This is a genomic window from Bacteroides sp., assembly GCF_028690125.1.
Lineage (GTDB): Bacteria > Bacteroidota > Bacteroidia > Bacteroidales > Bacteroidaceae > Bacteroides.
The window spans coordinates 6,023-26,196 of record NZ_JAQVBV010000029.1 but is presented as its reverse complement, the minus strand read 5'-3'; the positions used below and the strand labels follow the sequence as shown (position 1 = coordinate 26,196).

General features: G+C 39.5%; 19 protein-coding genes. 4 read left to right on the top strand and 15 right to left on the bottom strand.

What is annotated here, in order from left to right; all coding sequences use genetic code 11:
* Window positions 1-2 precede the first annotated feature (2 nt).
* From PHO71_RS17150 to PHO71_RS17080, 15 genes are all read right to left on the bottom strand, one after another.
* Window positions 3-224, bottom strand: coding sequence for a hypothetical protein (locus PHO71_RS17150; RefSeq protein WP_300205653.1), 222 nt, complete (start codon window positions 222-224; stop codon window positions 3-5).
* Window positions 221-1,948: an FkbM family methyltransferase gene (locus PHO71_RS17145; RefSeq protein ID WP_300205651.1), complete on the bottom strand. Its 1,728-nt coding sequence runs from the start codon at window positions 1,946-1,948 to the stop codon at window positions 221-223. Before PHO71_RS17145 ends, PHO71_RS17150 begins: the two co-directional genes overlap by 4 nt.
* Window positions 1,941-3,074 carry a glycosyltransferase family 4 protein gene (locus PHO71_RS17140; RefSeq protein WP_300205649.1) on the bottom strand — a complete coding sequence of 378 codons (1,134 nt, stop codon included), beginning with the start codon at window positions 3,072-3,074 and terminating at the stop codon, window positions 1,941-1,943. Before PHO71_RS17140 ends, PHO71_RS17145 begins: the two co-directional genes overlap by 8 nt.
* A complete protein-coding gene (locus PHO71_RS17135) occupies window positions 3,058-3,402 on the bottom strand; it encodes a phosphomannose isomerase type II C-terminal cupin domain (RefSeq protein WP_300205647.1) in 345 nt (114 codons plus the stop codon). The genes PHO71_RS17140 and PHO71_RS17135 overlap by 17 nt, the downstream gene beginning before the upstream one ends.
* Window positions 3,399-4,583 (bottom strand): glycosyltransferase family 4 protein, encoded by a 1,185-nt coding sequence (locus tag PHO71_RS17130; protein ID WP_300205645.1) that lies wholly within the window; start codon window positions 4,581-4,583, stop codon window positions 3,399-3,401. The genes PHO71_RS17135 and PHO71_RS17130 overlap by 4 nt, the downstream gene beginning before the upstream one ends.
* 16 nt (window positions 4,584-4,599) lie before the next feature.
* Window positions 4,600-5,001, bottom strand: a complete 402-nt coding sequence (locus PHO71_RS17125) for a group I intron-associated PD-(D/E)XK endonuclease (RefSeq protein ID WP_300205643.1) — start codon at window positions 4,999-5,001, stop codon at window positions 4,600-4,602.
* A gap of 10 nt (window positions 5,002-5,011) precedes the next feature.
* Window positions 5,012-5,464 carry a lectin MOA-related protein gene (locus PHO71_RS17120; protein ID WP_300205641.1) on the bottom strand — a complete coding sequence of 151 codons (453 nt, stop codon included), beginning with the start codon at window positions 5,462-5,464 and terminating at the stop codon, window positions 5,012-5,014.
* A 130-nt stretch (window positions 5,465-5,594) separates the two neighbouring features.
* On the bottom strand, window positions 5,595-5,858 hold the full coding sequence (locus tag PHO71_RS17115; protein ID WP_300205639.1) for a hypothetical protein: 264 nt from the start codon (window positions 5,856-5,858) through the stop codon (window positions 5,595-5,597).
* 107 nt (window positions 5,859-5,965) lie between these two features.
* Window positions 5,966-6,964: a phage major capsid protein gene (locus PHO71_RS17110; protein ID WP_300205637.1), complete on the bottom strand. Its 999-nt coding sequence runs from the start codon at window positions 6,962-6,964 to the stop codon at window positions 5,966-5,968.
* A 15-nt stretch (window positions 6,965-6,979) separates the two neighbouring features.
* Window positions 6,980-8,197 (bottom strand): hypothetical protein, encoded by a 1,218-nt coding sequence (locus PHO71_RS17105; RefSeq protein WP_300205635.1) that lies wholly within the window; start codon window positions 8,195-8,197, stop codon window positions 6,980-6,982.
* The gene (locus tag PHO71_RS17100) at window positions 8,194-8,712 is read right to left on the bottom strand and encodes a hypothetical protein (protein ID WP_300205634.1); all 519 of its coding nucleotides are present in this window, start codon (window positions 8,710-8,712) and stop codon (window positions 8,194-8,196) included. Before PHO71_RS17100 ends, PHO71_RS17105 begins: the two co-directional genes overlap by 4 nt.
* Window positions 8,713-8,805: 93 nt before the next feature.
* A complete protein-coding gene (locus PHO71_RS17095; RefSeq protein WP_300205632.1) occupies window positions 8,806-10,857 on the bottom strand; it encodes an RNA ligase family protein in 2,052 nt (683 codons plus the stop codon).
* 219 nt (window positions 10,858-11,076) lie between these two features.
* Window positions 11,077-12,321 (bottom strand): hypothetical protein, encoded by a 1,245-nt coding sequence (locus PHO71_RS17090; RefSeq protein WP_300205630.1) that lies wholly within the window; start codon window positions 12,319-12,321, stop codon window positions 11,077-11,079.
* Complete coding sequence (locus PHO71_RS17085) at window positions 12,318-13,727, bottom strand: terminase family protein (RefSeq protein WP_300205628.1); 1,410 nt, start codon at window positions 13,725-13,727, stop codon at window positions 12,318-12,320. The genes PHO71_RS17090 and PHO71_RS17085 overlap by 4 nt, the downstream gene beginning before the upstream one ends.
* A gap of 217 nt (window positions 13,728-13,944) precedes the next feature.
* On the bottom strand, window positions 13,945-14,382 hold the full coding sequence (locus PHO71_RS17080) for a hypothetical protein (RefSeq protein ID WP_300205626.1): 438 nt from the start codon (window positions 14,380-14,382) through the stop codon (window positions 13,945-13,947).
* A gap of 898 nt (window positions 14,383-15,280) precedes the next feature.
* Between PHO71_RS17080 and PHO71_RS17075 the strand changes: the two genes are divergently transcribed.
* The 4 genes from PHO71_RS17075 to PHO71_RS17060 all read left to right on the top strand — a co-directional run bounded on the left by PHO71_RS17075 (window position 15,281) and on the right by PHO71_RS17060 (window position 20,114).
* The gene (locus PHO71_RS17075; RefSeq protein WP_300205624.1) at window positions 15,281-15,595 is read left to right on the top strand and encodes a hypothetical protein; all 315 of its coding nucleotides are present in this window, start codon (window positions 15,281-15,283) and stop codon (window positions 15,593-15,595) included.
* A 511-nt stretch (window positions 15,596-16,106) separates the two neighbouring features.
* Window positions 16,107-16,877, top strand: a complete 771-nt coding sequence (locus PHO71_RS17070) for a hypothetical protein (protein WP_300205622.1) — start codon at window positions 16,107-16,109, stop codon at window positions 16,875-16,877.
* A gap of 801 nt (window positions 16,878-17,678) precedes the next feature.
* Window positions 17,679-17,990 carry a hypothetical protein gene (locus PHO71_RS17065; protein WP_300205620.1) on the top strand — a complete coding sequence of 104 codons (312 nt, stop codon included), beginning with the start codon at window positions 17,679-17,681 and terminating at the stop codon, window positions 17,988-17,990.
* 1,368 nt (window positions 17,991-19,358) lie between these two features.
* Window positions 19,359-20,114, top strand: coding sequence for a hypothetical protein (locus PHO71_RS17060; RefSeq protein WP_300205618.1), 756 nt, complete (start codon window positions 19,359-19,361; stop codon window positions 20,112-20,114).
* Window positions 20,115-20,174: the final 60 nt, after the last annotated feature.

The window sequence follows — 20,174 nt, the reverse complement described above, 5'->3', positions numbered from 1 at the left end:
GTTTAGTCCTTCGAAAACTTAATTAAACTGGTCAGGATTGTAAACAGTTCTTCTTTGGAAAGCTTACCATCTTCAAATGACTGCAGTGTCATTGCAGCTAGCTGATCCATTTCTTCGTCTGAAATATTTGCAGCACGTTTCTTGAGATACGCATTCATTGATGCTAATCCTGTAAGAAATCCTGCAATCACTCCGGCGGCAATCTGTTCGATAATTATAGTCATTCTATATACTCCTCATTTAGACATAACAGGTCTTCTAGCGTTCTTGTAGTGAAATCAATTTCACTCATTACTTCTTCGTAACTTGTTACACGTCTTAAATTCCAGTCTCTTACGACATATATATAAGGATACGTATTTGCCAGGAAATCCCAAAGAGGTTTAATTTCATTCCCGTGCATATTCTTAAATGCTACTGGATTAAACTCAATATAGAGCTTTGGTGAGAATTTCTTAAGTAACTCTACTGCTCCATTGAGTGCATTTAATTCATATCCTTCAATATCCATTTTTATAAAGTCGACCCGATCAAAGCGATCGATCATTGAATCAAGTGCAAATGCCTCAATTTCTTCCGTCAAACCGTTTGAATTACTATGTTTTTCTGTAGATACGAATGATCCACCAACATTTGGATATGTGTAGTAGTAATAAAGTTTGCCGGGCTCATTTGCTACTGCACCTTTAACAACTTCAATGTTTGTTAAGTTGTTCTCTAGAATATTTCTACAGAGGTATCCATATGGAACGTTCCCTACTTCAAATGCAAAAACCTTCTTTGCTCTTAATGCAAGTGGAATTGCAATTGCACCTATATTTGCACCAACGTCAAGACATACATCGTCAGTTGTTACAAATTTGTCAATGACTTTTTGGGTTGCAGTTTCCCAATAACCAGATGATACGATGCATGGCATAATACCATTATCATGTGCATCACCTTTAATGGTAAGCTTTACATCTGGTTCGAATAGAACTTTAAAGTCGGCTATAGTACCAGGCGCTTCAGTCCAAATTCGATCCACAAATAAGCCAAGAGTACGTGGATCATTTACATACTCCCGTGTATCCCAACACTTAATAATATTAAGGGTAACTGTAGCTGGCGCCACATCGGAGACATTAACTGGAATAAAATAAGTCCCACGTTCAGGTTCAAAATCAAGTTTACCAACAACCTTACGACCAGCTTTTGCTGTTAATCTAGCTTGTTTAAACTTCCCAACAGTTGATATATAAATACCAATAGCTTGGATACTTGGATCTGCGCACTCTATAGTCACGCTACCATTATCCGAGCACCACCGAGATGCTGCCCCGTTAGGAAATTGTTCGTACTGATACCATCCTTTAAATATAGTATCATCTGACATATCTACAATGGACATTCCATTACCTCCATTATTAATTATACTTCTGTATTTACTGTCATTACTAATAAACTTTTCTCTCGATTTGTGATGAAATAAGTGTTGGGCTAATGGTATAATATTAGTGTATCCGTATAACACTTCATGAACAGCTCGTTCATATTTGATTTTACCATTATTTTTGAACAATCTCCCTTGATAGTCAGGATATGCGTTTTTCATGAATTCGCCATCAACATAATTTTTCCTTGGAAACATATAGGCATCTTCAGTAAACGTCTGTTTAAAAAACACCTCTGGGTTTTCTAATAGCTCATCACAATCCATCATCAATATATAATCACTAGATGAATGGGCAATTACTTCATTTCGTATCAGCGCAAAATTATCACGAATTGTAGAGTTAAAAAGTTTGGCATGCTTAAATCGTGAAATAATCTCGTGGGTATTATCTGTTGAGAACGAATCGACTACTATAATCTCATCTACAAATTCTGCAAGCTGGTTAAGAAGGCGCTCCATAAGAGCACCTTCATTATATGAAATAATTCCTAGTGTTATAGACTGCTTATTCATAGTAACCCATTGCTTCTTCGAATGCTGATAATCTTGCATCCAAGAGTGGTTTCCAATCGAACTGTTTTCTAACATCTATTGCTGCTTGTGTTCCTAACTTTACTCCGAGTGCTGGCTCATCTACTAAAGCCTGCATATACTCACAAAATTCATCGAAATTCGGACTTGCCCACTCCATTCCGGGCTCTTCAAAATAATACATTTTTGCTACATTCGGTGGTACGTTAACTGGAACTAATTCATAGTTAAGCAATAAAGAGTTCTTATCGGTACAGTACTCAGACATAGCACTCCAGTTTGTCGTAATTACTGGAAGTTTTTGAGACATTGCCTCTACTATTGTTTTTCCTACTCCTTCGCCACTGGATGGTGACAGAAGACAGTCAACGGAATTGTATAATTTTGGAAGTTTATCATCGCGGAAGAAATCAAGTAAGATAATTTGTGGGCTGTCTGGATACTTTGCCTTAATACTTCTTACCTGTTCTTTTATATAATCATTAGTAAGACCAATTCCACCAAGAACAAAACTACGAATATATAACACAACATTATCTTTAGCAGTAAATGTTTTACAAAATGCTTCTACAGTCTGATATGCATTCTTTCTTTCCGACCACTGATTAATAAATAAGAATTTATATCTTGTATCACGTGCAATAATTGGAATAACTTCTTTTGTATCCCAGAAAGTGAATCCATATGGAAGCATCTTACAGTTTACTACACCAGAATCCACAAACGCATTATATGCAAATTCTGACGGTAACCATGTTTGATCGTACTGATTACAGATATCAACCCAGTTCTTCTGGATAATATTAGTTTCAAACACAGTCTCTAAAACGTGTGGTACTCCAATGTCATACATCTTTGAACAAATTGGATTCCATAAATTATAAACTAAATCTGGTTTTTCAAATTGCGTTGCTCTAAAACGTGTCATGAGCTGTGTGAATTCATCACTATGCACATTCCACGAACTTCTCCAGTCCGTTTCAACGCAGATATTCTCAATTCCTGCATTATAAAACAATTGGTTTATAAAATCATGTCCAACGGATCCATACCCAGTCGAATCTGTTGCACCGTTAAAATGTAATTTAAAATTAGACCACTCTACCATAAGCATCCTCTACCCGAACAATATCCTCTTCTGAAACTATTTTGCCACCAGCTAATTCTACAAACACAAGATCATGTTCAGTAGATATATTCTTAATTCTGTGTTTATCACCAGCAAATATAAAGAAACTCCATCCCGGTCTAGCTAAATATGTTTCATCATTAAGTGTTACTAATGCATCACCTTCTGTAATTACCCAAAACTCAACTTTATCGACATGATACTGAAGACTCAGCTGCTGCTCCGGAAATACAACAATAGTTTTAAATTTATGAAAAGTAGTAGAATCTACTACTTCCATATAACCCCAAGGCTTATCTATTCTCATATCTTCATGCGCCTCACTGGTTCTTTACTTCGTACAGCTTCTATTTCATCTTCTAGATTTTCAAAGAGCGCTGTCCACTTTGGCATAACGTTTTCTTCTTTATATGCTTCAGTAAATTTGATGTTAACATCAGAAACTTTGCGCCGAAGCGATACAGATGAATAAATTTCATTCATTAGTCTTACAGCATCGTCAACGTCTACATATGCCCAGTTAATACCGTTTGGCATTTCCTGATATGCGTCAACTTTAATTAAACCGCCATGTCCTGAAACAAGTTCGGCGTGTCCAGAATAGTTGGAAACTACAGCTGGTACACCACATGCTTCTGCCTCAAGTACGGGAATATCAAATCCCTCGCTACATGCGGTATTAAGGTATAAATCAAAGCAGTTATAAAGCTCTCCCATCTGAATTTCATTTACCTTCTTACTCTGAATCATGATTCTATTATCGATTCCGAGGTGTCTAGCAAGTCTAACAGGATCAAAATCTGCGAAAGACATGTCAAGTTCCATATTAAGGAACAGATACGCATCTTCTTTATCTGCAGCGAACTTAGCGAATGCAAATAAAAGTGACATGAGATTCTTACGTTCCTGAAGTCTTCCTACATATCCTACAATAAACTTATCATCTAAATCATACTTAGCCCGCACTTCATTTCTCTGTGTCTGCTTCATACGATAGTAGAACCTTGGATCGAATGAATGCGGAATTGGTTCTGCTGTAAAGATCCCTGCAGTTTCAAGAACACTCTTACCAAACTTGGTGATTGGTACATAAAGATCTACAAGCTCCTGAAGTGCTAGCGCATTCTTATCACATGGATATCCGTCTATAGGAATATAGTAAACAAGCTGCGTATCACCGAAGTTAATGTCGCGGTAAGCCGCAATTCCCCATGGTTCGTTAAGTGCAAGTACCGCATCTGGTTTTTCTCCTTCAACGTGAAGTTTTAATTCATACGCAGTTCTGTCGAAGTCTTTATTACCACGACAAATAGTATAGTTACTGAATGGAAAATCTAATCCCTGATAATCATGGCAAACATGTTTAACCGAATTATTCTTTGCAAGTTCACCACAGATTGGAAAAATTGCCTTAGAGAATCCGGTGGTTACACCATTTCCATTTGGGCTAAATGGGCCCTGTGAATTAATAACAATTTTTTTAGTCAAAATATATGCCTCCGGGTTACTGTTTTAAAAGTTCCCAACGCTCTTTGTAAATTTCAAATTTAGCATTTGATTCTTCAGCATCGGGATATACTGTAATTTTTTTACTTGTGACCATCGATGCTGGTATTACATACCAGATATCTAGATCTACAACATAACATAAAAAGTAATCTATGCTACCTCTAGCATAAAGTGTTCTGTTACAACCGTTTACAGACTCAAACTTTCGTCTGCGATTTTCTGAGATCGACGCTGTAGCTTTCACTTGGATCCGCTTCAGTTCACCGTGCCAATCACAAATAAGATCGTAGGGATAGTTGTCAACAATTGGTCTGCTGACTAGAAATCCTTTTGAAATTAATACTTTCATTGCTTGAAGTTCTGCGAACCCACCTAAAGTTCTTGCGTCGATGCTCATCCCTCCGTGTTTAAATCTCAAATCTAAATGGTGTATAACCAGAATCTTTTAGTTTAAATACCTTATCACTCTGCGGCTCTACTAAAAATACTTCAGAAAACTTATCTACGTAGAAATTTAGCATATGTGATGATCCATCAGGAGTAGTAACTGATAGAAAACCAACAGCTAGTCCAAGCTGAAGTCTTTCAATCTCCCCCTTTAATACGAATGCAAATGAGTCGCAGTCGAAGAAATCAGATTGATACTTAAACTTTTCAATAGCCGAATATTTCGTGATAAATGTAGTAAACCATTCTTTATCAACTAATCGATACTTTCGATCAACTACATGATAGTGACATGTTGCGCCGAATTCCTTGCATAAGATTTCGGTGAGCTTATCTCCAGTGACCTGGATATTCGCTGTTTGTTTAGGAATAAGTCCATCCCTAAACCCGTCAATGAATGTAAAAAAAGACATGTTATCTTATAATAGGTGTTTATAGTATATAAATCTTACGGAGCTTACGCTAGGCAGTGATTAAATAGAAAGTGCTCGCTAGTACCTTGGAGGCAGAAGGTAGTAGGTCATTGCACGAAAAAAGGTGTATTTATAGAGAAATTAGCAGTGCAGTCACAGCAGTTATTGCACTTACTATAGAAATTATAAAAGTATATGCTTGTTTCGAACCTTTATCAGCAGCTATAAACTGCTTTACAGTTTCAACATCGCACTCCAATGCATCGGTCTTCCTGTTATTCGCATCTAACTGTGCGGACATATTAGAAACAGTTTCATTAACCTTGGAGACTCGCGCATCTAAACTTAGCAAACGTGCACTCATTTCTCTATTGCTTTCTCTACTTTCTCGCATACTCTCTCGGAGCATGTCGATAATAGTATCCAGAGTGGTTCCCTCTTCATGAGTCACGCGCTATCCCTCGCGAAAAAGATGGGATAGATTCCCGAAGGAATCTACACTTAAGCGGTGTTGATCAGAACAACAGCACCGTGGTTAACTCTCTGGGCTTTGTACATCTGAGTGAAGTACAGGTAGTGCTTCCTTTCTGCAGGCTTGTACTCGGTTTCAATGGTGACCGGCCTCTTGATTGCGAGAACGGCTGCGGCAGACTTGTCCATAAGGATAGCCTGGTAACCAGTTGCGCTACCGGAGATGGTGATGCTTGGAACACGCCTTGTGGTGACAACTTCGAGACCGAAGATTTCACCGATGACACCCTTCTGTCTTGCAACGGTTCCACCATTCTTAGCTGCATCGATAAAGTTGTCATCTCTGAGCAGGCTTGCCTTCTGCCTTGGGTGGATAAAGAGAACGTCTGCAACGAATCCCTGTTCATGCATAACTACTTCAGAAGCTTCAACAATTACAGAGAGATCGAGAACGTCGACGGAAGTAATGTTTTCCTGAGCAAGAGCTGCCTGAGCAGTCGTCCATTTTCCGCTAACGAAAGTAACGGAGTTCCTCTTTGCTTCAACATAGGTTACACACTCAGCCTCGGTTGCACTGGTGGCAACAAGAGCTGCGAGAATGTCCTGGTCTTCCTTGTCTGCAATGGTATCAGCCATGTTATTCCTAGCTTCATCGAGGACGGAAATCATTGCCTCATCGATGATCTGCTTGGTAATAGCAGTTGCCAGAGCAACTTCTACTGGCTCGATAGTGACGAGATCCAGAGTCAGCTCGAAATTCGGTGAGATAGTAACAAGATCTCCACCAGTTGCAGCTGCTGCATAAGTGTCCATGTCAGAGTAGGTTTTCTTGGGTAACTTCACAGTGTCACCAGGTCTCCCAACGAGATCGGTGTTAACCCTTACATACCTACGGAGAATACGCTCAATATTTGCACGTACCTCAATCTCTTCGCCCCAAACTTCGGGGATTCTGTTCGCGCCATCTGCGTGAGAAATTTCGTCGCCGGCAGCCATAGTCATTTCCTTAAGATCTTCAATTGAACTCATTATTTATCACCTAACTTACTGTTTGCTTTTAAGCATCTTGATTATATCAGCTGATGTAAAATTATCTTTAGTTAATCCATCTTTCTTAGCAGGCGCGGACAGTGAAACGGTCGTTGCCTCCTCTTTCCTAGTTGATTTCTTACTTGCGCCAACGGTGGGTTTAGACATCCGCGTGACAGTTTCAAGATACTTCTCAAGACCGGCGGCTCCAAGCGTGGCGATAAATTCTTTATCTGCATTCGGATCTGCGGACATTACAGCTTCTTCAAGGCGCTGTCTCTCTGCAGTTGCGTATGCATTAACGCGACTAGTGAGAACCGAAATTTCTGCTCTATATCCAGCTAACTCAATCTGTGCAGCCTCAAGCTTATCAGTGAGTTCCTTAAGCGCATCGACTTCAGGTTCAGCGGATGCTTCGATTTCAGTTTCAGTTTCAGTTTCGACTTCAACTTCAGCTTCGGCAGATGCTTCCACTTCAGTTTCAATTTCAGGTTCAGTCTCTACTTCCGTTTCCGTATCTACTTCGGCAGATGCTTCTACCTCAATAGGAGTTTCCTCAGGTTCAGACATAGCGGATTCCTTCATATCTCCATATTCTTTCTTAGTAAACATGCCATGCCACTCTTCCTGAGCCTTTCTAAAGACTTCGACGGCTTTGGCGAACTTTTTGCAAGCTTCGTAAATTTCTGGTGAATCTTTAAACTGCTCGCAATCAGGTTCTGGGTAAGACTCATATGCTTTATTTTCTGTTTCTACCACAGTTTCATCACCATCTTGCATTTTATAACTATCTAATAAACAAACTTTACAAGCAGGGTTTTTAACAAGTGAAATTTCTTGAGCACCAAAAATTTCCAGTACAATCTTCCGAACCGGATCTACTCTGACGTTTGCATGTATACTCAGTCCTCGAAGCTTCTTTTCAAGTACGCGGGCGGCCATACGTTTACTAGTAATGATACCCTTAGTAACTTTAAATCCAACATCGGTAGGTTCGACTTCTAGAATCTTACCAATAGGAATTCCCTGATGTTCGCAAAGAATGTCAACTCCAACGAACAGAGGTGCCGAAGCTTTTATAATTTCCTGCGGGTAGTATGCGGTATTGCCATGAGCATCAGTCCATACTCCTGCTTCGAGAGCTGGGCCGGAAAATACAAGATTTCCAGCATCGTCAAACTGATCCATATCTTCAGAGAAACTAATGCCCATAATTACTTCTGAGTTGGTCATTTCTTCTTTTCCTCTTTATATGGATTCTGATCTTTGGGCTTCCAGAATAGTAGTCTATCAATCATTTTAGACTTCGGATCTTCACGATCTTCTGGGAACTTCAACATTCTAGTGATCCAACGACCTTCCATGATATCGTGTTTACCATTGAAGAAAAACTCGAAGAATCCTTCATCTGGCTTAGTAGTACCTAAGTGATATGTACCATAATCAAGGATTTTCCATTCGGCAGGTTTATACCTAGTAGCACCGACGCCACCGGGTTCAACTTCTCCCTGAACTTTAAGCCAGGAGATTGGTTGTCTTAATTTAACTTCTACCTGTACTTGTACCCCGGTTGGATCTTTTAAAAACTGTTTTTCTTTCTCAGTGTCACCGAGATTGAGTGTGAGGCCTACGAGATGTGTCTCATCTCCTACGAGCATGCGTAAGTCATAATGAACTGAGTCGCCGCGTGTATGACGCTGTAGAACAAATTTGCGCTCACCTTCAAATGGCTTCAGATCCTCGGCCAATATTTTAAGGTTTTCGATCAAGGTTTGTACCTCACTCTTCAATTATATATATCTTTTGTCAAATTACTTCAAAGTATTTAAATGTTTCGTTGCTCAGGTTTTCTGAGCAACCTTAACTAACATCTCAAAAGAATCTGGTTCCTTGATCTCTTCATTGATCTCCTTGACTCTTGGGAACATGAATGTTAACTTATCATCACTTTCATTCCAAATAACTTGTACTGGAATTACTGTAAGAATATCGCCTACCTTCGCTTTAATACCTGTCGAATATGTCGTGCCAATCTGTTCAAGTTTACCATCCCTCTTATATCCAACATCATACATATAGGCATCGCCAGATTTTATCTGCGATGGAGACCTCTTCTTCGTAACAATTTTCATTACTTCCAAATGAACTTCTAACACAGTTTTATATTTAGCCCAGTTAGTCGTTCTACCATCAAGTGGGTAGTTACTCTTTGTATACTTCAACATTGCTCCTTCTGAACCAGGAATACCTGCCTGCTTCTTAATTGCAGCTATAAACTCATTCCTATTATCTGCAAGGATTGGAATTACACGATGTAATGTATCGCTATCTTTCTCGATTACCTGCGCAAGTGCTTTCTGGCGTTCAGTCCACGGTTGATCAACTAGTTGGGTACCATTCAAATAAAGGCAGTCGAAAATATTGAACTTTACAAACTCATCATCGATTCTCCATTTATCATCTATCTTCTCCTGTTTACCATGAATAAAGTATGATACATCCTGTCTAGGACGAGCCATTCCTTTCTCATCATACCAAACAAGTTCAGAATCGAGAATAAATTCAGAACCCTTAAAATCTGCTTTCAGCTTCTCAACTGTTCTTGGGAAATTATCGGCAAGATCGCGCCGACGATCCTCAGTAAAAATCCAGACCTTATCATCTTTACTCTTATGAATAAGACAACGGAAGCCATCATATTTCTCTTCGATAGCTACTGCACCCTCAGCAGTAAAGCCTTTGCCCCAATACATCCATGCTTCTTCAATATCATTAAATTCGAATTTACCATAGCCGGTATTAGCTTTAAGTGCAGGGAAATTGGGTGTGCCGACTTTCAAACGGGTTGGCGCAGCAAGTGTGATGACTTTCCAGTTAGGATTCCTACCATCTAGGTAGTACATATCATAATCATCTTTCATTATGATTTCTGGTACATTCAGAGATGCTACTGCAGCAAGGGCGGCTTCTTCGGACTCCCATGCATCAACCCAGAAAGATGGGACTTTGCAGACGAATGGGTTAGCCGCTAGCTGGAACTTCTCAAGAAATACCATTCTAGACTTAAGTGTAAAATCTGTAAGTTCTGTAGATGAGTGACGGAGTATGTCGAATATAACAACAGTACCAGTAGACGGTGCCGTAATTGCTTCTACAATATACTGATCAGGGCCAGAGTTTAAGAGGATCGTGCGCGCCGCTTCATTTAATGGAACATCGCCGTCAACAAATAACTGGTCGCAATCTTTATGTATATAAATATGTTCCCCACGTAACTTAGGTTGAATGTAGTAACCAAATTCGGGTTCCATGAACCACGCGTTTCTGGTCTCATACTGTTGTTTGGGAACTGGCTGACCTAATGGTACTTTGTAGTCATATATATACTTAGTGGGTCTCTGGCACTTACGAAGCACAAGTTCGTATATCGGCATGTACTGTCCAGAGGATCCATCCGATACGTTCGCATGAATCGGTAATTTAGCACCGCATTCTCGTAAGAACTCTCTCACTGCCGGAATTTCGACAGGCATTATTACGTCAATATCATTCGGGTCGTCTTTCCATTCTTCTACAAAAGAACCGACGATCTTAATGAACTCATCATGTAGAATCATCTCATCTGGAAGATCCTGAATGAAGTTTGCCAGTTTGGAATCTTCGAGCTTCTTATCGTAAAATGGCTCTGATTCATCATCGAGCGCTTTGTCTTCAACGTCAGGATGATTGATACCACGTTTAGCAAGTTCGAGAACTATTAATACATGTTGGTTGACTAAGTCCTCTTTACTCCAACCTTCTACACCACCTTGGTTAAACCACTTGTGGAGAAGAAGATGGTCGAACAGAAGTTGTTTGTTCGTAAGAGTACCAACTTTCTGACCTTTCCTCATGATAAATACCTCACATAGTAGAATGCAGCAAGCTTTGCCGCTGTAAGGTTATACTTGTCTTTTGATAACATAACGGAATGCACAGAGTATTTTTCACTCTCAGAGTCTCTTCCGATACGGGCCATTCCACCTTTAAGATGAATCGTTTTCCAATCAGAAAATTTTGACGCATCAGAAAATATGATGTGCCAAAACTTCTTACCTTCATGAAATTGCATGTTACTCAACTTCTGGAAATACGTCTGCTTTCTCAAGAATCTTCTGTGACTGTGCTTCAGTAATTGCCTGAGACTGTACCGCGAAACCAAGATTCTTCATCAGGTTATTGATATCCATTGGATTCGGTGCGTTAAACTTAACGTCTACAGGAGCGTCTAGGAACGTTGCGAACACTTGGGTTTCGAGAACTTCGGCCATTAGCCTTTGCTTTTCCTTTATTGTTTCGAGCCATTCTGCATACCTCGTCTCAAAATCAGAAAGGTTAAACGTTGACGTTGATGCTATCAGTTCCACTGGAATTGAGAACGCCGCCGCAATCTCTGAAATAGGGGGCTCTACAAATCTAGCTGGATCTACATTATTTCCTACATTTGAAACATTCGTCATCTTATATCGTTCGGATGTTACATATACTGATTCGGCAGTAAACTGTGCACCCATCCGATTAGCCACTTCCTCAAGATCTTCTGGTGTTGCTCCTTCTACAGCAATATGCGCCACATTAAGTGCACGAATGAAAGAGTCAGCAATGTTCTGTCTAATGATACCATATTCAGTACATGAATAGACAGCAGGTTGAATGAGGGATATACCAATATCAGATGCTCCAAGTTCTAGGAACTTAAAATGTGCTATGAAGTTGGTGTCCCATTCTGCAAGTTGTTCGTTATTTCTTTTCTGCTCATAACCTATAGGGATGCCATCCGCAGTATATAAGATGTACCCATTCATATCTCGCTTGAAATCCACTTCAGCTGGTGGTAGTTCAGCAACACGAGGGCCGTCGTCAGAATCATACATCTCCCAGTAGCCATTACCAAACAGCGCAGTGTTTCGTGCTGCATTTAAAAGCCGACTGTCGAGACGGTTAATCCTGATAAACTCATCACATACCTTCTGATCTTTCGCATTCGATGCTGTTACTTCATAACCATTTCTCACAACGGCGGCCGCTGTCTGTTCTATACCTCTAAAGATATAGCCGTTTGTGAGATACAGATACTCGAGGGTATCGGGTTTCAGTAGCTTCACCGACTTAGTAAGTGGAGCACCTGCCGCTAATTTAGATTTGTTTGGCATGGTGATCTGTTTACCAAGGGAAGCAGTATATGTACTCAGCGTCTGTTGACCGGGGGCTAGTGGTGCAGGCGCTGGTGCAGGTACAGGTGTAGGTGCAGGTGCAGATAGCACTACGTCTTCTAGTGTAAGCTGACGAACACCTCCAGCATTAGATCCTTTTCTCATATTAACACATTTCTCCTTTTCCTCATTTGCTTTTCATTCTGTGAGACACGAGCTGGTGCGCCGGGAAACAGCATGCGACCACCGCTAAGTCCAAGACCTAATGTTCCACGAGGCACGAATACCTCGGCCGCTTCAACACAAAGTGCGAGCGCTATGGGAATATCGTCGTGAACACCATTAGCTCCACCCATACTAATAGATTTAGTACGTGCATTAGTGGAGTATTTAAAGCTCATCATTTCTTTCTGCAACTCAATATCATCCGGAAGGAACAGTTGTCTTCTATTAAGAAGGATGTTCAAGTTCATCATCACACGTGGTTTTGTCGAGACGTTGAAATTGAAACCAACAAACGGCCTGTGTGGGAAACGAATCTTCAGATGTTCGATGATTGATCGACCGATGTTTCCTTCATCGATCAGAACTTTCTGTGAATTGAAACGCGCCGCTGCATCATTAATCTTAATGATAATCGCATCGACACTTTCACCTTTAAATCTTTGGATCTCACGAACCCAATATGCATTCGGGTCAGTGATATCCATCGTTGCAATGACTGTGTAGTCATTTATTTGTCCTATATCTACACCGGTGACATACTTGTGTCCTTCTTCGGCAAAGTAGATCGCTTCGCTGCCATCGTCAGCCCGCATTGCGTCACGGAGTGCTTGTACATCAAAGAAGACACCATCAGCATTACCAAATTCTGCCAAGTATTCACGTCTGTACTCTGGACTTTCTCGCCCACCACACCTGTCAATTTCGCGCTCTAACTCATCAGGATCCACGAATGGTGTTCCATCGTCCCAAACAGCATCGGCGTGAGTGAAATGGAAACTTGTGTATTCTTTCGCGAGCATACAGGCACGGTAGAATTCGCCTACTTCAAAGGCGGGTGTACTGATAAGGATCATCCTACCTTTCGTCGAGAGAATGGTCGGGTAGATTTCGATGAAGATTTCTTCATCAACGTAAGCAGCCTCATCAACCATCACAAGATTGGCCGTAATACCACGAAGAGTGTTAGGGCTGCTGCCGGGCAGGCTCTGAACCTGTGAACCATTCGACAGGACTATTTCAGTCATCGTACAGCGCACAACTGATTCGGCCATCGGACTGTTCATTATAATGGCCTTAATGGTCTTGAACATCTCGAGACTCTGCCGCATGATTCTACTAATAACAATCACACGATAGTTCTCCTGTGTACAAATTGCCCAGGCCGCGTATGCTGAAAAGACGTAAGATTTCCCGAAACGACGGGCCGCACGCACTGCGATAAAACGGGCCTGACTGCGCAGAATGCGCTTCTGGCCCTCGTGCAGTGTAATACCTAGAACATGCTCAGCAAAGAGCACAGGATCGCTACGCAGATCTCCCACTGTTACTTGTTTACGTTTTGCCATTAACGAAGCTCTCCTGATACTAGGACTGTAGCGCTACCACGCACAACGCCTTTGAACTGTTCTGCAAAACAGATTACTACGTAGTCAGCACAGTTGACATAGTCGTCCAGCTTGTCATATGTAGTACAAATGATGTTTTGTGGAATCGGTCGTGTGCTAAGTGCAATACTCGTCTGTTCAAAGAGCACGCGCTCAAGAATGGATATGAGTGACGCCATTAGGCATCATCCTCATCATCGCTAAAAGTGACTACTTGTTCTTTTGAGACTGAAATGTCTGAAAGAAGCCGTGCAAGATCACCAACACCTGCCGCTCGCTTTGAAGCATCACGGGCCGCTTTGTTAACATTCAGGCTCTTGAGCCAGCTGAGTAGCTGACCGTCTAACTTTGAGATGACAGCGCTTGCTGCGTTTGGTTCGAACCACGACTCTGTCGTTCCATCCGGTGAGGTACGAACACGCTCTACGATTTCTCCACGCTGGGCCACCCACTTCTCATTCCGCATCGTGCGAAGGATTGTCATGGCTAGGCGCTGAAGTATAATGGCGTCAGCAACTTCATCAAGATCATATGTTGCCACGAAGTGGCCAACGACGCTATCGAACAGAAGCTTCTCGGGATAGCAGCGACAAACTGCATCCTCATCGTAATACATGTCTTTGTATGGACAGTCATCTCCGAACATGTTACATGGGCAGTATAAGATCTGGTTGAACGTTGTCCCAGTTTTAACACTCGCACGCATCATTGCTGCTTTATGCTGGGGAGTTAACGTGTAACCGCCACCGTGCCCCGCACAAGTATTGTAGCCGGGGACTGCTATCTTATCACACCTAATTGGTTCGAGTTCGCTCGGCGACGCTCCACAATTTGGACAGGATGAGGTCGTTGTTGCGAATACTTCCTGCTCGCACTGGGTACACCATTTATGATGTGCTCGTGCTGCTGCGCACTGGCGTGCAGGCTCTGCCTTGCTGCCTTTACCTATTGTTCGGCCGTTATATGGCCACTCTGGTTCGTTTGGTTCATCTGCGTATAGGGCTCGTGAAGGACGGCCTAGTGCCGTGGCTTTCTCGCGTTCGACATGTACACGACCTCCTCCACCTTTGTTTGGAATTGCCATTGATTCGTGTGCCTCCGATAATTTTAAAGTACTAATATAAATATGTTTTGTCAAAATCCGTCATCGTATTTAAAGCTTTCCTAAATTTTATGTTTATGAACTTGGCCTACCTTTTTTATATTTTTAGACAGTGATAAAATTGAGGGGGGTCTAAATATATTTAGAAAGTTATTTTTGCATATATGGAACTTATGGAATTATTTTTGCCAGTTATTCTTAATGATAAATAGTGATAGAATTAGAACCAAAATACTTATATACTATAACTAGCCAGGCTTTTTACTGATAGTGTTTCTTAATTTGTGTTACTAATTCTAAAAAATTACTTATTTTTTAAATTTCGATATGAGTAAGCGTTATTTGTACTTTTGTCTTTTGAAATTTCTTTAGAGAATAAGTTTATATACAACCTATGACATATAGATAAAGCATGATAACACAAAAAGAGATTAAGATAAAAACAACTAACGAATTAAGAAAAGAATTTTTCGTTAGATGTAAAGACTGTGGAAAATTTATTTCAATAGTTAAAGAGTATGATGGTGTTTATCTTGTATGCGATTCTTGTAATAATGAGGTTTTTATAAAATACCTCTCTTATAAAAACGTTAATAAAACTAAACATTTTAATGCTACATGGAAAAAAGATAAAGAGAACACCATTTTAATATTTAAGAAAAAAATTTTACCTGTTCATTCTAGCGATTTATATTTAGAAAAACCGATAACAGGAGGTGACATTTAATGGATTTTAGATATGTTCTGTTTGGTATTTTCGTTTTTATTGCTTTAATAGTTCTCTCTATTATAGCAATAATCTAATTATTTTTTTTTCGATTTTTTAACTGTCTAAACTTTTATGTGGTTATTCGATAGCTTTATATATATTGTTAGCGTAAGCAATAATTAAGTAACCATTAAGTTAACTGTCTAAACTTTTTTTTGAGTGTTAACTCTCTAAATTTTTTTTAGAAAGTAGTTGTCGCAACAACTGTCTAAATTTCTTTAGCCTGGTTTTACTGATGTTGTTTTTAGTCAGTCCATTTTCTCAAAAAAATATTTTTATCACTATTGCAAAATATTCTAAGAGAACCAATTTTTTACTTTTATAAAAGTATGCTTATGGTTCTCTTGTATCTGTTTTTATTTTTATCACTTTTGAAATTTCTTTAAACAACAAGTTTATATAGGTTGTAAACATACTATGTATTGTCGAAAAGCGTAAGCGACAAAAAGCAATATAGGAGTTAAAAAGAATGACTAAACAATTTAACGAAAACCTTATAACTGAGGGTTATATTAATCCTGAAAAGATTGATGACTACCTTGCAAGAAACTTTAGAGAGTTCCTTGCACCAATAACGGAAGAAACTTTCGAAAAAAGTGCAGTAAGTGATGAACAGGTCAAAATCGACATCGAGAGACTCGGACTGCAAAAAGTTTCGGATGTTGCCTACTCTTTCAGTATTCCTAAACGTGAAATGCAACCGATAGCGATTTGTACTTATAAAACGGTTTCCGCTCTCGAATTGCAACAGTTTGAACTTAAAAGAAGTCAACTGTTAAAAGCTCTTTCGGAAGTCAAAGAGTGCCGGAGACTACTGATTTCTGAAAAGCATGTATATAACAACTATCCGGTAATTCGCGAACTTAAAGAAGTCAAGAGACTCCTAAAAGGACTTGACAATGAAATTGAAATTGCGCCAAAAACCGGTAGCAAGCGCCGCAATGAAGCTGAAATGGAAAGCATGAGACAGCTTTACAAGCAACAGACTGAAAAATTTAGAGCTGTCTACGAAAGCAGGATCAGTTGCCTTGAAGCGGTAATAAGTGAAGACTACGATATACAGCTTCAAACAGCTGTTATCGAAAGCCGAAAAATCGAGTTAAAGAGACTCGATGAAAAACTTAGGAGAGCTAAAAAATGGTTCTCTGAATATCAGATCCCAAAAACAAGAACAGCAGCAGTAACCTGCAACGGGCGAACTGTTCAATGTAACTTAGTAACCAGAGTTTCAGCAACATAAGAAGCGGGAGAAATCCCGCCAAAAATTTTTCGGAAGTGATAAAATGGATAAATGGGATATATCAGTTTATTTATCATCAATCCTTTATATATATTCGTTCTACTGGTTACTTTTTTGTTTGTAATCAGTAAAATTTTTTTTTCGATTTATGACTTATTTAAATTTTTTTAAAAGGATATTTTTTCTTAGGCTTTTAGTTAAGTTCTCATTCGTTTTAAGGTATTCCTATCTAATTTAAGTTTAAACTTAACTATCAAGCTATACGTAAACCTGATAAGCTATAATAGCTTATGATATTCTGATATGTAAAAATCCAGGCTGTCTACTGATAGCGATTATTTCCAGGCTATCTGTTTTTAGAGAACAGTCTAAACTTTCCTGATTCTATGAGATACCTTTATATATAATGGATTCCTTCTTAATATTGGTGATTCTTAAATGCAAAATAAAGATATAGTAAGATTCATAAATGCTTATTTAGGACATATTAAAGGACTCGAAACCGAACACTACATAAACTTTATGGTAATTTGTGACATAGTAAGAAAAGCAAACAGAATAAAGAATTCTGATTCTAAATTTAATTTTTTACATATCTTAAACCTTATTGATACATTAGAAAAGAATTCCGATATTAATAAAGAGAGTAAACAAGACTTAAAGGTAATTAGAGAAATAGTCCTTAATTACCTTAAACATTAATTTTTTTTCGATTTTTTAACTTCTTAAATTTTTCGAGTCCTGTGAGATACCTTTATATAGAATAGATGTGTATTCTTTATTGGTGATTAGTAAATGAGTATGTTTAAGCTTGATGAACTTGTAATGAATGAATTTGAGACACTTCAGAAATTTTTTAACAGATCTTACTCTTTAGAGATAAGAGACCTTGTAGAGTCTACCGTTAGCGCTTTTGAATTAATGTATGATTCAAGAAGTTATAGCTTATCGGTTCTGGCTGTTGTTTCTGATTCTCTTAACTTCTTAAAAACAACTGTTTCGACTGATACCGAAATTCCAGAAATTCAAAAACGGCATGCTGTTTTAATGATTAACATAATGTTAAAACAGCTTTTAATCTTAACACAAACAATTAAAAAAGGACTCTATTAAAGAGTCCTATTCTTTTTTTTTAGTTTATTTTTATAACTTTCTAAATATTTTTTTATTATTATTTTTTTATTATCTATCCTGATTAAAGCTATGTTTCGATTATATATAAACCTGTCGCTTAACTGTTAAAAAATCTTTAGCCTGGAAATTAGGGTATTTAAGTTTTGTGGTTTAGTTAAAGATTTTTTTAAATGTTAGAATGTTTGACTGTTAATTTCGAGCGATGCCTTTATATCCTTTAAGTAACCGATAACGATTCTAATGAGCGTTACCTTTATATGTAAAAGCTTACTGATAACGATTTTTCTTTAGACAGTTGTTTGTCTTCGAGACAGTAGATTATTATAGCAACTTCTTTAATTTTTTTAAACTGTTCTGTTCTTAGGACAGTAGATTATTATAGGAACAGGTTCAAAAAATTTAGACTGTTTACAGTAGATTATTATGGTCTCACTTTCAAAATATATTTAGGAAGTCATAATTCTGTTTTCCCAGAGTATATTATTATGGCAACTATTGGGAAAAATTTATACAGAACTGCAAGCTATCGAAAAAACAGACTATCGTGCGCGCGCACATGCGCACATATGCGTGTAGACGCGCGCGCGAGTGTCTGATTTTTCGCTTTCGGGATACCCAATTGATTTTCAATTCTGTTGTCTCGATAGATATAAGTCTATCAAAATTACGTTTTTTTACTGATAGCGATATTTGAAAAACCGAATACAAGATACCCAATGCTTAAATAATGTACTTATAGGTGTGGGCGAGCCTCTTGCTACTGGTTTTTTGAATCTCCTATATAAACCTATCCGTCTAAAGTCTATTTTTGAAAACATGAAGCGAGCGACTTCATGGATCGAAAGGTTTATATACAGCGTGGGAAATTTTTGTTTGGGTGTATTGTTTCGTTTTCTGGTTTTTTGAAAACAAAAAATCTAAAAACACTAAGAAACAATCGAAAGGCTTTTAGGAAGTCGGTGACTTCCGCTAAGCCTGGGCAGCAGAGAGGCAACCGAAGGTGAAAACAGGCGATTGCCTTAGAAGTCTGCAAGGCTCTTATACTCACCGCACGGTAGATCCGGCGATTTGGATAGGAGTGCCCAAAGGGTTCTATCACTTTAAGATAGGTTAAAAACCCAAAGCAGAAAGTAGTCTCCAAGACTACTAAATCATTGGACGACGACGGGCAAGACCCACACCGATTCCAATGAGACTCGCAGAGGGAATACCGAGTGTCACAGCCGAGCCTATCGGATAGACGCAGTCAAGCTGAGACTGCCACACGAACCACAGGACTGCAAGGTTGCTGTGAACACATGTAAACCAGCGAAACTTCAACTTATCAATTCACAGGAGATAACCAACATGGTAGACTTATCAACACTTACACAGGAATCAGTTGAAGCACACATTACCGATGAATGCAAAGACCTCCCAGACTCAACTGTGTTACAGAAGCTGGAAAGCGCAAAGAACATGGTAAAGTCCACGAAGGTTGAAGCTACAAGGGCTTCATACATGATCGGTAAAGAGATAAGCAAGAGCCAGCTGGATAGCCTCATCGAAAACTACAAGGACATGATGGCAAAATATCCCGCTGAAGAGATCCCAGTCTCCAAGCCTGTGTGGAACGATGAACACAAGGCATGGGAAACTAAGATCACCTACAAATACAGGAATCCAACACCGGTTGGGTCAACTGGCTCTCCGCTTGAGGCACTCAGCCATCTCGAAGTGCTCACAAACTTTGCACAGATTCCGGATGAGGACAAGGCGAAACTCGCAGAGCTTCGTGAGCGCCTCAATACGGCAACAACCCTCACTGACTACAAGGATGCACAGAAGAATCTTGCCCTTGAAGAGACCAGACTCATCAGCGACCTGCGGATTCCCGCTCAGCTGTATGTGCTCAAGACTAACCTGACCGAATACAAGGTCTCAGAAGCCGAGCACAAATGGGATAAAGCCCAGCACAAACTGAGATTCGCACAGTTCAAAGTCCTCGGCTATCAGGCTGAGATGAGCCGCAGAGCGACCGAAGCCAAAAGGCTCAGAGTAATCGACAGGGCTGCAAGCTTCATGAACACCACAGGAGTTGAGATGGTCGGGAAGTTCCTCTAAACTTCCCCACTTTTAAAGGGTGAGCAGAAATGCAAGTCAAAGCTTCACAAATGGCGCGCA

What these genes read in the sequence shown, in the direction of transcription:
- PHO71_RS17150 (WP_300205653.1), bottom strand. Translation starts at nt 224, where the DNA reads ATGACTATAATTATCGAACAGATTGCCGCCGGAGTGATTGCAGGATTT.
- PHO71_RS17145 (WP_300205651.1), bottom strand. Translation starts at nt 1,948, where the DNA reads ATGAATAAGCAGTCTATAACACTAGGAATTATTTCATATAATGAAGGT.
- PHO71_RS17140 (WP_300205649.1), bottom strand. Translation starts at nt 3,074, where the DNA reads ATGGTAGAGTGGTCTAATTTTAAATTACATTTTAACGGTGCAACAGAT.
- PHO71_RS17135 (WP_300205647.1), bottom strand. Translation starts at nt 3,402, where the DNA reads ATGAGAATAGATAAGCCTTGGGGTTATATGGAAGTAGTAGATTCTACT.
- PHO71_RS17125 (WP_300205643.1), bottom strand. Translation starts at nt 5,001, where the DNA reads ATGAGCATCGACGCAAGAACTTTAGGTGGGTTCGCAGAACTTCAAGCA.
- PHO71_RS17120 (WP_300205641.1), bottom strand. Translation starts at nt 5,464, where the DNA reads ATGTCTTTTTTTACATTCATTGACGGGTTTAGGGATGGACTTATTCCT.
- PHO71_RS17115 (WP_300205639.1), bottom strand. Translation starts at nt 5,858, where the DNA reads ATGCGAGAAAGTAGAGAAAGCAATAGAGAAATGAGTGCACGTTTGCTA.
- PHO71_RS17110 (WP_300205637.1), bottom strand. Translation starts at nt 6,964, where the DNA reads ATGAGTTCAATTGAAGATCTTAAGGAAATGACTATGGCTGCCGGCGAC.
- PHO71_RS17105 (WP_300205635.1), bottom strand. Translation starts at nt 8,197, where the DNA reads ATGACCAACTCAGAAGTAATTATGGGCATTAGTTTCTCTGAAGATATG.
- PHO71_RS17095 (WP_300205632.1), bottom strand. Translation starts at nt 10,857, where the DNA reads ATGAGGAAAGGTCAGAAAGTTGGTACTCTTACGAACAAACAACTTCTG.
- PHO71_RS17090 (WP_300205630.1), bottom strand. Translation starts at nt 12,321, where the DNA reads ATGAGAAAAGGATCTAATGCTGGAGGTGTTCGTCAGCTTACACTAGAA.
- PHO71_RS17085 (WP_300205628.1), bottom strand. Translation starts at nt 13,727, where the DNA reads ATGGCAAAACGTAAACAAGTAACAGTGGGAGATCTGCGTAGCGATCCT.
- PHO71_RS17080 (WP_300205626.1), bottom strand. Translation starts at nt 14,382, where the DNA reads ATGTATTACGATGAGGATGCAGTTTGTCGCTGCTATCCCGAGAAGCTT.
- PHO71_RS17075 (WP_300205624.1), top strand. Translation starts at nt 15,281, where the DNA reads ATGATAACACAAAAAGAGATTAAGATAAAAACAACTAACGAATTAAGA.
- PHO71_RS17070 (WP_300205622.1), top strand. Translation starts at nt 16,107, where the DNA reads ATGACTAAACAATTTAACGAAAACCTTATAACTGAGGGTTATATTAAT.
- PHO71_RS17065 (WP_300205620.1), top strand. Translation starts at nt 17,679, where the DNA reads ATGTTTAAGCTTGATGAACTTGTAATGAATGAATTTGAGACACTTCAG.
- PHO71_RS17060 (WP_300205618.1), top strand. Translation starts at nt 19,359, where the DNA reads ATGGTAGACTTATCAACACTTACACAGGAATCAGTTGAAGCACACATT.